Annotated in this window: 10 protein-coding genes; 5 read left to right on the top strand and 5 right to left on the bottom strand. The window is 61.4% G+C overall.

The annotated features are described in order from the left end of the window. Positions 1 to 248: 248 nt before the first annotated feature. Positions 249 to 371 (bottom strand): hypothetical protein, encoded by a 123-nt coding sequence (locus ACXMDY_RS02455; protein WP_457767339.1) that lies wholly within the window; start codon positions 369 to 371, stop codon positions 249 to 251. A gap of 62 nt (positions 372 to 433) precedes the next feature. Here ACXMDY_RS02455 and ACXMDY_RS02450 point away from each other — a divergent pair, with 62 nt between their 5' ends. From ACXMDY_RS02450 to ACXMDY_RS02440, 3 genes are read left to right on the top strand one after another with little or no spacing between them, the layout of a single operon-like run. Then, positions 434 to 952 (top strand): HIT domain-containing protein, encoded by a 519-nt coding sequence (locus ACXMDY_RS02450; protein WP_457767338.1) that lies wholly within the window; start codon positions 434 to 436, stop codon positions 950 to 952. A 3-nt stretch (positions 953 to 955) separates the two neighbouring features. Then, on the top strand, positions 956 to 1,501 hold the full coding sequence (locus tag ACXMDY_RS02445; RefSeq protein ID WP_457767337.1) for a DnaJ domain-containing protein: 546 nt from the start codon (positions 956 to 958) through the stop codon (positions 1,499 to 1,501). Between the two features lie 8 nt (positions 1,502 to 1,509). Then, positions 1,510 to 2,589, top strand: a complete 1,080-nt coding sequence (locus tag ACXMDY_RS02440) for a hypothetical protein (protein WP_457767336.1) — start codon at positions 1,510 to 1,512, stop codon at positions 2,587 to 2,589. Positions 2,590 to 2,839: 250 nt separating this feature from the next. On the opposite strand, the gene ACXMDY_RS02435 is transcribed toward ACXMDY_RS02440, so the two are convergent. The 4 genes from ACXMDY_RS02435 to ACXMDY_RS02420 form a co-directional block, all read right to left on the bottom strand. Continuing rightward, the gene (locus ACXMDY_RS02435) at positions 2,840 to 3,211 is read right to left on the bottom strand and encodes a hypothetical protein (protein WP_457767335.1); all 372 of its coding nucleotides are present in this window, start codon (positions 3,209 to 3,211) and stop codon (positions 2,840 to 2,842) included. Between the two features lie 369 nt (positions 3,212 to 3,580). Then, positions 3,581 to 4,726 (bottom strand): hypothetical protein, encoded by a 1,146-nt coding sequence (locus ACXMDY_RS02430; protein ID WP_457767334.1) that lies wholly within the window; start codon positions 4,724 to 4,726, stop codon positions 3,581 to 3,583. 4 nt (positions 4,727 to 4,730) lie between these two features. Beyond that, positions 4,731 to 7,085, bottom strand: coding sequence for a sensor histidine kinase (locus ACXMDY_RS02425; RefSeq protein ID WP_457767333.1), 2,355 nt, complete (start codon positions 7,083 to 7,085; stop codon positions 4,731 to 4,733). Between the two features lies 1 nt (position 7,086). Then, positions 7,087 to 8,802, bottom strand: coding sequence for an HsdM family class I SAM-dependent methyltransferase (locus ACXMDY_RS02420; protein ID WP_457767332.1), 1,716 nt, complete (start codon positions 8,800 to 8,802; stop codon positions 7,087 to 7,089). 834 nt (positions 8,803 to 9,636) lie between these two features. Here ACXMDY_RS02420 and ACXMDY_RS02415 point away from each other — a divergent pair. Together ACXMDY_RS02415 and ACXMDY_RS02410 are read left to right on the top strand one after the other, a co-directional pair. Beyond that, a complete protein-coding gene (locus ACXMDY_RS02415) occupies positions 9,637 to 12,351 on the top strand; it encodes a DEAD/DEAH box helicase family protein (RefSeq protein WP_457767331.1) in 2,715 nt (904 codons plus the stop codon). Beyond that, positions 12,291 to 12,809 carry a DUF3427 domain-containing protein gene (locus tag ACXMDY_RS02410; RefSeq protein ID WP_457767330.1) on the top strand — a complete coding sequence of 173 codons (519 nt, stop codon included), beginning with the start codon at positions 12,291 to 12,293 and terminating at the stop codon, positions 12,807 to 12,809. Before ACXMDY_RS02415 ends, ACXMDY_RS02410 begins: the two co-directional genes overlap by 61 nt. The last annotated feature ends 79 nt before the right edge of the window (positions 12,810 to 12,888 follow it).

The raw sequence follows: 12,888 nt of genomic DNA, 5'->3' as shown, positions 1-12,888 counted from the left end.
CCTCCACCACCTACGAACGCCTGCGCGACTACGTGACGCGGCGGATGCGCATGAGCCACATCTACCAACCGCTGATGCTCATGGAACTGCTGGGGCGCCACAGCCCAGCCCCAGCCGAGGACATCGCCCGGCGGATCCTGGGCGAAGACGTGACCCAGATCGACTACTACGTGCAGCGGGTCAAGCGGATGGTGGGGCGCGTGCTCACCGCCAACGGCGTGACCAGCTACGCCAACGACCACTACCGCCTATTGGGCGGCGAAGAGCTGAGCGACGCCGAGCGCGATGAGCTCCTGGCCCTCTGCCGCCAGCGCCTCGATGCCTTCCGCGCCCAGCGTGGCGAGGAGGTGTTCGCCCACCGCAGCCGCCATCGCAGCCCGATCAGTGGCTCCATCAAGTACCGCGTGCTCACCCGCACCAGTGCGCCCTGGAGGTGGATCACATCATCCCCAGAAACCAGGGAGGACCCGACGACCACTCCAACTTCCAGGCCCTCTGCTTCCGCTGCAATGCCGGCAAGCGGGACACGGATCGCACCGACTTTCGCGGACTCCTCGCCAGCTACCAGCAAAGGCAGGAGGGTTGTGTGTTCTGCTCGCTGGAGGGCAGCGGCCAGGTGCTGCTGGAGAACGAACAGGCGCTGTGCATCGCCGATGCCTATCCGGTGAGTGAGGGGCACAGCCTGGTGATCCCCCGGCGCCATGTGGCCGACGGGCTGGAGTTGCACCAGCCGGAGTGGAATGCGGTGGTGGAGCTGCTGAAGCGCCGTCGGGAGCAGCTCGCTGCTGACGATGCCGGGATCAGCGGCTGGAATGTGGGGCTGAACTCAGGCGAGGCAGCGGGGCAGACGGTGTTTCATGCGCACTGGCATCTGATTCCCCGCCGCACAGGTGATGACAAATCCCCCCGCGGAGGCGTTCGGGGGGTTATCAAGGGCAAGCAGCAGTACTGAGCCGTGGCCACCAAGACGCCAACGCGCAAGAAGCTGGACAGGCCAGCGGTCTTGGCACGGATCGAGGAGATCCTTTCGGCAGGGTCACCGGATGCCGAAAGCCTGCTGGCTTTTGCAGAGCTCATCAACGGAAAGCCTTTCCCTGAGCCTGTTCTCACGTTGACTGAGCTCAAAACGGCTGTCTGCAAGGTGTTTGGCAGCAAGAACACCACAGAGCTACGCAAGTCGAGCGAGTTCAACCTGGCGATGGCTGGCCGCAGCTTTGATCTCAAGACCAAGGACGATTGGCTCAAGCTCTATCGCGAGTGGGTTGGGGTTCCCCGCAGCGAGCGGGACAAAACAGGCAAGACATCCATCAACGGTATCGATGTCTTGGAGAATTTCAGGCCGTGGCATGTGTTCTCTCTGGAACCATCGACAGCCAGTGCGGATGACATCAAAGAGGCCTTCCGCAGGCTGGCCAAAGAACACCATCCCGATGTGGGCGGCGATCCGCGGGTGATGGAGCGACTCCAGAAAATGCGTGACTCCCTTCTAGCCTTTCTCTGAGCAAGACGATGACGACGACATCCAAACGATCGCGTGATGCCTTCTCCTTTCAGGAGTCAGCCAAAATCCTTGGCATCAGCGCCAAGAAGCTCGATGGGATTTGCAAATTCTTTGATGCCCACAACGACGATGAATGGGAGCTGATCGAAGGAGAGTTCTTTGAATACGAACCAGGGCAAGCTCGTAGTCGCCGCTTTTACGAAGAAGGCGTCATGGCGATTGCCAAGTATCTGGAGGAGAAGGAAGGTGGAAGCATCATCGCCAAGATTCATGAGTTCTTCACCCATCACCGTGCGCGGGTGACACGCACCCTCGTTAAACGACGCATCATCCAAGTCACCCAAGATCGGAGCACCATCGAAATCCGAGGCGATCTGATCTTTTTGGAGCAACGCTCAGTTGTCAGGGTTCTGGGCACCAATGGCAAAGGGATGGCTGGCACGATCACAAGGATCCAAGAGGAAAGCGCAGGACTAGAAGGTGCTGAGGGTTTAGAGATCGGCGTTCATTTCGATAGCTTTGATGGCAAAGATCAACGCCATTGGAGCCAGCGCGGCATCGTGCGGCTGGCGAAGACGATGAACGACAAAGGCAAGATCAGCAAGGCACGCAAGGCCTGGGTGAAAGCCGTGGCAGAAGTGGCTGAAGACTGCTTTGAGGCCCAGCGAAAGCAGCTGGAGAGCCATGAGGCCCGGGTTAAGGCGGCAAAAGACAAAGTTCGTCAGAAGGCCCTACGCAAAGATGGCTCTGGCTGCGCAGTCTCCGGCCACAAGCCATTAGCTTCCGATCAGAATCCGGTTGAGCTGGAGGCACATCACCTGTTTGACGCCAATTCAAGACCTGACCTTGCTTCCTATGAAGAAAACTTGATTGCCATCAGCAGCAGCATCCATCGCAACTTTCACAAGTGGATGGGCGCCAAACCTTGCGAACCCAAAGACTTTGTTGACTATCTCCTGGGCAACGAAATGAGCCATTTTGATGGTGCGCCGAGCGTCAAGAAGAGGAAGGAGCGGAAGCTGGAGAGGCTGATGAATCGGCTAGAGTTGTTGCAGGCGAGGTTTGAGGGAAGTCACTTACTGTACTAACATATGAATCAGCGGCGAGCGCAGATGGTCCGCTTCAGCCACTTGTTCAGCCGGTGGTACAAAGCAGGCACCAGTGATTCAAAGGACCTTCGACACTGTGCACTAGACGAGCCGCAAGGGGGGTTGGGACTGAGCTGGAGAAGTGAGCGGCTGAAGTGGGGCTGGGCTCTGGAAAATCGAGGCCCCGACAGAGGGGAGCCTCGTGTGACCACGCGCTGGATAAGAGTCGCAACACCGCGATGCCAAGCATTCATAGAAACAGATCCATAGGCGGCTTCGCCGCTTTCAAGTCACACCAAGGGCTCGATGTCGTATTCGCTACCTGCTCGAGTTGCCATTCGAGAAGAGCCTTGAGGCGCCTCGCTTCGATCGACCGCCAGCGGTTGGAAGCGTCACCCGATCCCGAGACGCTCATATCCCACCCGGCGTGAAATAGTTCGCCCATCGCAAAGCCGATTGCGGACATCGGAGTCGCGAATACGTTCGGATGCCGGGGTACGGGAAAGCCATGTCCGGTCGACGCGAAGGTGTGGAAGAAGGAGCCGGGGGAATTCGCATCGCCGAGTTCCATCTTCCAGCATGCGAGCGTCTCACCGGATGCATCATCCTTCACCTCGAACACCGTGGACGCTATGCCTGTAAATCCGATCAGCGGTCTAATTGTGGCCTTCTTGTGTTGTCGCTGAGAGTCTTGAATGGGATGCATAGCCAGCTCTACCTCCCAAATCCCTGTTATCGATCCGTAGACCCGCCGTGTGGAGCTCTTAGTGGGTGGCTCAAACTCGCCCACGCTCACGCGTGTCTTCAGCGGGCGAGACTCAGGGATCTCGAGAGCATACCTTCCATGCCGCACCTGCAGGCCTTGAATGTCACTAAGCAGCTCCTCAAGTTGGTAGGGTGAGGTGGGATCCAAGAACCTCGCAGCTACACCCCTCAGTGCTTTGAGTTCATCGACTAATTCGGCTTGTCGGAAGAGAAGATTCGCCACACGTCACTCCTCCTCGTCCAAGTCCAGCACGCGTTCTCGGTCAAGGGGGTGCACGATCGAGCGTAGGGCCGCATTCTCACGAACCTCACCCACCTCTGCGTACGCAGGATCCGCATAGGCTGGCCAGAGATCAGGAACGAGGCGTACCACGGATTCGAGCGCGCGTAACCCGTCGCGCAGCTTGAGTTCACCATCCACGCAAACTGCCGGGGAGATACCATCAACGCGCTCAAGAGAAACTCCGGCTCGCCGCTCAAGCTCCGCATGAAACGCAGCTGGCTCTCGCATCCCCTGAGCTCGCAAGTCCCAGACGTATTGATCTAAGGCGGCACGCCACCAACGCGGTCCGTCGAACGCCGCCAGAACCCCCTGGTACTGACAGGCCGCCAACTCGTTGGCAAGCTCGGACCCACCTTGAAGGACTTGACTCAGCGAGCCCGGGTTGATACGCAGGCGCGCTGCGACCCAGTGCCTGGCCAGGAGGAACGTTGGGTACGGCAAGATGCCGTGGAGGAGCCAACGCAAGAAAAGCAGTCCGTTGGTGCCTGCGGAAAAGTTCGAAAGCGGGATCTGACAGAGAACGACATCGTCCGAGGCACGTTCTGACCAAGGTGCATCCGCGGCGAGCTTCAAAAGCTCCGCAGTTGCGGCTGAGAAGCCTCTCTCCTCGACGTCCAACCACAACGCAGACACGTTGCGGACCGCGTCAGCGAGATCAGCGGAGCGGGCAAACCTCGACTCGTCCGCCTTGTCGAATACCCACTCCAAGTTGTTCAAACGCGCAACGACGTAGGGCGTGAGGTTCGTCGTGTGGAGACGCGCCGAGATTTCGCCGATGTGGCCACTGTGGATAGCAAATGCGGTGTAGTTGTAACCACCATTGTTCGCGGCGTCCGCGTGCTCGCGCAGCACCGCCGCCAATGCAAGGCCGTTCAGAGGTTTGAGCGAAACCTCCTCTAGCTTGTCTCGCTCTGCCCATTTGTCGAGGATGAAGTCCATCAACACAAGATCTGCCCACTCGAGATTAGAGACTTGTACATCTCTAGGGTGCATCGCTCGCGTCGTTGCGAGCATTTCGAGTCCGAGTTCGATGGCGCTAGTTTCACCATCGTCGACGATGAGGATGCGGGGAAGGTTGTCCTCTGACATGGCGCTACTTGTCTCCGGGAAAGGTGAACTTGATGGCGGTCGCGAAGCCGGTGTCAGGGGAAACGAATGCAATCTCAGCGGCGTAGTCGTCGAGCATCAGCCGCGTGATTGGGAGACCAAGTCCCATGCCCTGCCCGAGCACTGGGTCGACCTCCACAGTCGTGGATTCGAACGCACGGAACCACGTCTCTGCGTGGTCAAGGTCGACGCGAACGCCCGTGTTCTGGATCAGCACATGGACGCTACCATTCTGGTTAATCCCAGCCGAGGCGACGATCCGGCCCTTTGGTCCAGCGGCTTTCAGGGCGTTGCTCAGCAGATTTGTGAACACCGCGGTCAGCTCGGCCGGAAACATCGGCGGGGATTTCAGGTCTGCGGGAATCTTGCTCTCGATCCGAATGCCGCGTCGTTCGGCCGTGTGAGCAATGAGTCGGCCTGCGACGTCGAAGCGCTCCGCGAGCTTCTGTCGCGACCGGCGTCGACGGGCATCCGGTGTCACGATGTCGGTCAGATACGACGCCTCGCGTTCAAGCCCACGCCGAAGGTCCCCGATCGCCTGCAGGACTCTCTTGAGCTTCTGCCTTTGGGTTCCTGTCAGGTGCGGATCCGACGCAAGTTCAATGAGTGCGTGTTCTACTGCTTGGCTTGCGCCCAGCAACGCCCGGATCTCGTGCACGAACGCGGACATCTGGGTGCCAACCGACGCGAGCACACGGAGCAGCGATTGCTCCGAGATCATGTCGTCGGCCGTCTCCGCCTGCGCCTGAATCTCCTCGAGGGATTGATCGATCTTCTCGGTGATTTCCGCGGCTTCACCGGGAGGCGATGCTGCGGCGCTTGCAACGAGATGCGCGCGAGCGGCGGTGAGAGCATCTGTTGCGCCCGCGAGGCTTGACTTGAGCGCAATTGGGCTTCTGGGCGCTCTTTCGGCAGTGGTCTTCGAAGCTAGCCGCGCGCGATTCAGATCACCTGCACCCGCAGGGCCGGCAACCTGCTTACGGGTTTCGCTACGCGCCTTTCGTTTCGAATAGGATGCAGCAGCATACACACGCGTGCACAGGTCGAGACCGGATCGCACAAGAAATACCAGGTCGTCGTATCCACCTTCCGGAATGAAGCCTTCACGATTGACCAGCATACGGAGGTTGGCTGCATACTCGTGGGTCAAAAAAACGCCCCCGAAGTAGTTGTTGTTAGGGAAGACCGTGAGGGCGGCGTCTTGATCATCGTCGGGCCCGAGATCGTCCAGGTCCCAGCTCTTAAGGGTATCGAGGGTGCGTGACCGGCGTGTGTAATCAGCATCTAGACGCAACCAGTCGTTCTGAGCCTCGCCGTACGGGAGCACGCGGAAGCCTTCCATGAACACGCGCACGCCACTCGAGCCATTCGCCCAGGTCCGCTGATCACCGCTTGCTGCCAGCTTGCCGACGCGTAGAAAGATCCGGGCGTCAAAGAATGGGCCAACCTCAGGCGCAGGATGTTCTATCTCCGCTTGGTAGGCGCTTGCCTCTGGCAACTCCTTCAGCGTCCGTTTTGTCGGCGCGACCTCGTATTTGACCGTCTCTCCGGGTCGAGCGCGAATTTCGATCACCCAAGCTGCGTGTTCCTCTATCAAGCGCCAGTACTCGTCGCCAGCAGCGAACTCTCCTTCTAGCTTGACGTTGAACTGTTGGCCGCTCGCTTCCGAGCGACGAACGAGGGGCTCGTCGAACAGCAGGCGCTCGCCAACGATCGACTTCCTCAGCGCCTTCGTCAGAAAGGACGGCGCTGCGAACGACTGAACTTCCAAGAAGAAGCGAGCCCGCTCAACTGGCGTCCACTTCCGTCTGAGGCGAGATAAACGAAGTTCCGTACCAGTCGTCCCTTCAAACGACTCTTCCTCGGCCTCAACAACGACTGCGCCACTGCCCTCGATTTGGTCGAGGGTCTCCAAGCGTTCGATTGCGTCCCAGTCAATCCGAGCGTGGACAGCAGCCACGTTTCCTGCGTTCTCGGAGTCGCTGAAGCTATTCACCACGAGCAGGCGAGAGAGCTTGTGAGCTGCTAGGCGGCCGATCCCTTTCGCACCTGTATAGCGTCGCCTGAGCCGCTCCGAAAGCCGCTCACCGTCGTCCTTCATCCGGGACGCGACACGCAGAAACCCCTGCTGGAACTGCGTGGGCGTCATCCCCGAGCCGTTGTCGGTAATGACGATGAGGCCGCGATCGGGGTCATTCAGTTGATGACCTTCGACAACTACGTCGGTAGCGTCGGCATCGTAGGAGTTCTTGATCAACTCAATGAGGGCCGTGGAGTCGCGCCCAACCAGCAGCTCGCCGAGTTCCCTAAAGAGATGGGTATCAATCGTGAAGCTGGCCATCTCAGGACTCCTTGGCCTTGGGCATCCGTTGCCGCACTAGCTCCGTTAGTGCATCCCGCATCAACATGATGTCCTGACGAGACAGTCCAAGCCCGCGACGCAGAACGGAATCGTCAGCGAGGGCACGGGCGGCCCCCTCATCCCCGCTTCGCAGCGCTTCATTGATGGGTCCGAAGGCGCTGCCCGCTTGAGCCACTACCGGAACAGGAAGCCTACACAGAGCCCTCAGGTCGAGCTTCAGGACGCCGCCGCCGTACCGCCGCCCGTACAGCTCTGACCAGAGAGCTACGAAGGTGGTCATGAATCCGACTGCGACGACCTCAGGGGGTATGTCGCACGTGGAAATCCATGTAGCGGTGTAGAGCGCGTTGGTGCAGCGGAAAGCGCCTCGGTTCAGAACAAGCAGGGGTGGCCCGAGCCGAGTCGACGTAACAAAGGCATCGGGCTTTGCCATCATCTCCACACGATACCAATTCTGGCGGCTGGCGCACTTGTAGTGCCTGTCGACGCCAGACCTCTCACCTTCTTCGATCCAACGTCGTACACCAGGGCTCGATTCCTGCGCAGGAGTAGGTCGAACGAGAAACGCTCGCCCTCCTCCATCGGCAAGGGCCTCATGATCTGAGGGAGTGAATTCCAAACCTCTGAGCCACTTGGTACGAGAAAGAATTGGGACGCGCGCACGGGCACTTATGTCGATACTTGCTAGTTCACCTGCTGAACGGATGAAGTGATTGTTCGCGCCGGTCACGATGCCGATGTGTGGAGTTGCCAAGTCGCCAAAGGCCCTAGTGTGCTCCGACGACTTGAGCGTCGTAAGGATCTGGAGAGCGGCCGACGAGATCCTACGTCCGTTCGGCAAAATCGTTCCCTGCTTGACGAGTGCATTACCCCTTAATGTTTCTTCTAGCTCATCCAGAGTGTCGACTGACAGCACTTCAAGAGAACCTGAGATTCCGAAGCCCTCCGCAGCGATAACGACAACAGGTTCGTCTGTACCATCAAATAGCCGCTGCCGGAGATGGATCAACCGCACCTTCTCAAAGTGCTGCTGAAGGGCAGCGCGTACGGAGCCCGCGTAGTCCGCCTGTAGAATCGCTTCTGGCACCAGCATGGCAAGCCTGCCACTCTGCTCCAGAAACTTGAGCGAGTGCAGTACGAAGTACGCCCAGAGACTCGCGGTTTCTGGAAGCCGCTGTCCGCTATCTTCCGCGATGCGGCGGGCCACTGCTCGGCGCTCGTCCTTTAGCCAATGATGCCGCACGTATGGCGGGTTTCCAACAATCGCGTGGAAGGGTGCGCCAGGTATCTCATTGGGCTGAATGGCAAGAAAGTCTCGAAAGATGACATTGGCCTCGACCAGGTCGGGGCTCTTGCGCACGTGTAGTACACACGAATCGTCTATGTCGACCCCAAAGACGAGGGTACCTGCGTTGCGCCCGCCCTTCCTTTTGAGGTGCGATGCGGCCGCCTGCATGAACGCGCATCCTCCAAAGCTCGGATCGAGAACACGAGATGTGTGGTTGATGATTGCCCACTTTGAGACCAGGCCCGCCACGTAGGCCGGCGTGTAGTAGGCCCCTAGTAGCCGGCGCTGGGGAACGGAAACACCGTTGATTTCAAGACCGCCAGCGCCTTCGGATTGGCCGCGTAATTCGCGCGACGCGTTCAGTTCCTGTTGAGCTCGTGTCACTGGGCTCTTCGCCATCATCGCCATCCGGGTTGCCGGTGGACCAGAGAGATAGAGGGCGCATAGACTGTCACTACTTGTTCTTCCTGCTCCTCGGGTCGTTCGGGCAATCGCACAGGTTTGCGGCATTTTGGTCAGCTGTTGTCTCTGTCGCCGCACCGTCGGCCCTCACACAATCGTCCACGACGTCCCTTTTGATACTCCAGAAGCGACCGACGCAGTGGCAGGGCATGCGGTTGACGTAGATCCATGTGTAGGAGGTGTGCTTTCTGACCAGAGGTGTTCCGCGATCTCCTCAACTGAAATGCACCGGCCTTCCATCCGGAGCACCTCTTGGCCAGGTGAGGAGATGCGGTGAGCAGCTTGCCCAAGATCATGGACTGAAAGTTTCGAATAGCGGAGCCTAACCCTAGTCTATCGGGATTGGACGGATTTGGTTGGGCTCGGACTGCTGGTGTCGTTGAGGGCCCTGTTGGGGCGGCACTGGTCGGCGGCGCTCAAGTACATCAAGCCTACCTGGCCGCGCCTGCAGCTTCTCACATAGGTCCGCTGGTTTCGCTAGGTTAGGCATCCGAGTAGCCAGCGCCAGGACAAGTTCCCCACTGTGGCTGTACGTGCCAGTTCTCTGTAACCTGTTGAACAACGTGATTGAGTGGTTCTGCATAAAGACCCCTAATATCTCTACTCCTTCTACATAAAATAGTGATTGCGGTATGGCTGGCATCGGCAGAAGCCTGAAAGAGCACAAATCCAACCCTGGCCTCCGATAGCCCCAAGCGCATGTTATCCAGATCCGCATAAAATCTGCAAACTCGGTACCGCCGCAGTCTCTGTACGGCTGCATCCCTGCCTGGCCACCCCATGCCCGACCAGGCCCCACCCCCCGGCCTCTACCAGCAACTCCTTACCGAGGGCCTGGAACAGCAGCTGCGCCACGTGCAGGAAACCCTGGTCGCCACCGACGGCCTCGATCGCCACGAAGCACCGCGGCAGCTAGCCCGTCACCTGGCGGGCCTGGCTCGAATTGCCCTGGAGCACCTGAGCGGAGGTTTCACCCCAGAGCACCAGCTGGCCCTGGTGAATCAAATGGTGAGCCTGCTCCAGAGCCAGGCACCACGCGCCATCTCCGCAGGCGACCTGCTGCACCCCTCCGCCCGATTGCTCTCGGAGGTCCGTGCCACCGCACTCCTCCCTGGCCAAGCCGCCACCACCCGCCCCCTCATCCCCCTGGCCGACAGCACCCTGCTGGTGAACGCCACCGGTGAACCGTCAGTAGGTCAGGCATTGATCCATGAGATCCCCTCCGCAAAGCAGGTCGACCTGCTCTGCGCCTTCATCAAGTGGACCGGCCTGCGTCTGCTGCAGGAGCCATTGGCCGAGCTACTCCGCTCCGGCCGGCCCCTGCGCGTGCTCACCACCGTCTACATGGGCGCCACCGACCGCCGCGCTCTCGATTGGCTGGTGGATCACGGCGCTGAGGTGCGCGTCAGCTACGACACCCGCCGCACCCGCCTGCATGCCAAAGCCTGGTTGTTCCACCGCGGCTCGGGCGCTTCCACCGCCTACATCGGCTCCTCCAACCTCTCCACCGCCGCGTTGCACGACGGCCTGGAGTGGAACGTGCGCCTCTCCGCCCAAGACAACGAGGGCATCCTCTCCAAGTTCCAGGCCACCTTTGAGAGCTACTGGGAGGAGGGCGAATTCGAGCCCTACCGGGCCAGCGAGATCGAACAGCGCCGCTTTGATCGCGCCGCAGCGAACGAAACCACCAGCGACGCATCGCCGCTCAGCTTCTTCGACATCCGCCCCTACGCCTACCAGCAGGAAATCCTCGAAAAGCTCGCCGCCGAGCGCAGCCTCCACAACCGCTGGCGCAACCTGGTGGTGGCCGCCACCGGCACCGGCAAAACCGTGATCGCCGCCCTCGATTACGCCCGCCTGGCCTCTGATTTCGGCAGCCAGTGCACCGCCCTGGGCGGTCCGGGCTACCCCAGCCTGCTGTTCGTGGCCCACCGGCGCGAGATCCTCCAGCAGAGCCTCGCCACCTTCCGCCAGGTGCTGCGCGATGGCTCCTTCGGTGAGCTGCTGGTGGATGGCCAGCGTCCCGGCCAGTGGCGCCATGTGTTCGCCTCGGTGCAGTCGCTCGCGGGGATCGATCCGGCGGGCCTGGCGCCGGGCACGTTCGCCGTGGTGATCGTCGATGAGTTCCACCACGCCGCCGCCTCCAGCTACGAGCGCTGGCTGGCCCACCTGGCGCCGTGTGTGTTGCTCGGCCTCACCGCCACCCCCGAACGCACCGACGGGCTCGACATCCTCCACTGGTTCGGCGGCCACACCGCCGCCGAGCTGCGCCTCTGGAGCGCCCTCGATCAGGGCCTGCTGGCGCCCTTCCACTACTTCGGCCTCCACGACGGCACCGACCTCTCGCGCATCGAATGGCGCCGCAACGGCTACGACAGCGGCGCCCTCTCCAACCTCTACACCGCCGACGACGCCCGCCTGCGCCTGATCCTGCGCGAACTCGAAGGCAAGGTCACCAACCTGCACACGATGCGGGCCCTGGGCTTCTGCGTGAGCGTGGAGCACGCCGGCTGGATGGCCCGCAAGTTCGCAGGCGCCGGCCTGCGCGCCGCTTCCCTCGATGCCTCCAGCTCCCGCGACGAGCGCGCCGAGCAGATCCGCCGCCTCAGGTCCGGTGAGCTGCAGATCCTCTTCGCGGTGGATCTGTTCAACGAAGGGCTCGACATCCCCGAGATCGACACCGTGCTGTTCCTGCGGCCCACCGAGAGCGCGATCGTGTTCCTGCAGCAGCTCGGCCGCGGTCTGCGCCTCTGCCCGGGCAAGAGCTGCCTCACCGTTCTCGACTTCATCGGCCAGGCCCACCGCCGCTTCCGCCACGACCTTCGCTACCGCGCCCTGCTCGGCGGCACCCGCGACCAGCTGCGCCAGCAGATCGAAGCCGGCTTCCCCTTCCTCCCCGCCGGCTGCAGCCTCCAGCTCGATCGCGTCTCCACGGAGCGGGTGCTTTCCAATCTGCGCGAGTCGCTGCCCAGCCGCCGGCCCCAGCTGCTCGCCGAATGCCGCCGCCTCGGGGCCTGCTCGCTGGCGGCGCTGCTCGATGGGCTCGGCATGGAGCTGGGGAGTTCTATCGGGTGGCGGGGTGTTGGGCGTTGCTGCAGCGGGAGCTGGGGTGGGGGCGGCGGCGGCGGCCTCCGGGAGCCCACGGCGGATGAAGAGCGGTTGGGGCGGGGATCGCCGGCGGCCTGCTGCATCTCGACGACCCCGAGCGCCTGCGCTGGCTGGTGGATCAGCTGCAGCGGCCGCTGGCGCCCGATCCGGCGGGGTTGGATCTGTGTGCGGAGCGCCAGTGGCGGATGCTGCTGGCCCAGCTCTGGGGCAGTGGCCGCCAGCACCTGCCCCTGGCCGAAGCCCTGGTGCGGCTCTGGGCCGCCTCTGCCATCCGCGCCGAGCTGGTGGAGCTGTTCGGGCTCCTGCTGGAGCGCACAACCCATCTGGTGGCGCCGCTCGATTGGCCGTTTCTGCCCGAAGGCGAGCCAGCCCCGCCGGTGCCCCTGAAGCTCCACGGCCGCTATTCCCGCGCCGAGGTGTTCGCGGCGTTTGGGTTATTGAACGAAGCCCGCCCCTTCCCCGGCCGCGAGGGGGTGTTCTTTGATGAGGCGTCGCGTTGCGACGTGTTCTTCATCACCCTGAAGAAAAGTGAGCAGTTGTTCTCCCCCACCACCCGCTACGACGATTACGCCATTTCCCGAACTGAGTTCCACTGGGAGAGCCAGAGCCTCACCCGCCAAGCCTCCGCCACCGGGCAGAGATACATCCACCACCGCGCCCGCGGCAGCCGGGTGCTGTTGTTTGTGCGAGAGGAGAACCGGCGCGGCGGCGTCACGCTGCCGTTCCTGTGCCTCGGCTTTGCGGATTATGTGAGCCACGAAGGCGAGCGGCCGATGGCGATTCGCTGGCGGCTGCACAGGGCGATTCCGGGAGGCTTCTACCCGGAGCTGGCGGTGGCGGTTTGAGCTGACAGTCGAATGGACACGACCGCATCAAGAGAAAAGACACGTGGTCAAACCCTGGCGGTTGACAAACTTCTTTGCG

The sequence above is a fragment of the Cyanobium sp. ULC082 genome (assembly GCF_977927535.1).
Note: the sequence above shows the minus strand (reverse complement) of the source record. Positions and strands in the feature narration are given on the sequence as shown.

Coding starts and splice junctions, on each gene's coding strand:
- ACXMDY_RS02440 (WP_457767336.1), top strand. CDS start 1,510: ATGACGACGACATCCAAACGATCGCGTGATGCCTTCTCCTTTCAGGAG.
- ACXMDY_RS02425 (WP_457767333.1), bottom strand. CDS start 7,085: ATGGCCAGCTTCACGATTGATACCCATCTCTTTAGGGAACTCGGCGAG.
- ACXMDY_RS02455 (WP_457767339.1), bottom strand. CDS start 371: ATGGCGGCTGCGGTGGGCGAACACCTCCTCGCCACGCTGGGCGCGGAA.
- ACXMDY_RS02415 (WP_457767331.1), top strand. CDS start 9,637: ATGCCCGACCAGGCCCCACCCCCCGGCCTCTACCAGCAACTCCTTACC.
- ACXMDY_RS02430 (WP_457767334.1), bottom strand. CDS start 4,726: ATGTCAGAGGACAACCTTCCCCGCATCCTCATCGTCGACGATGGTGAA.
- ACXMDY_RS02420 (WP_457767332.1), bottom strand. CDS start 8,802: ATGGCGATGATGGCGAAGAGCCCAGTGACACGAGCTCAACAGGAACTG.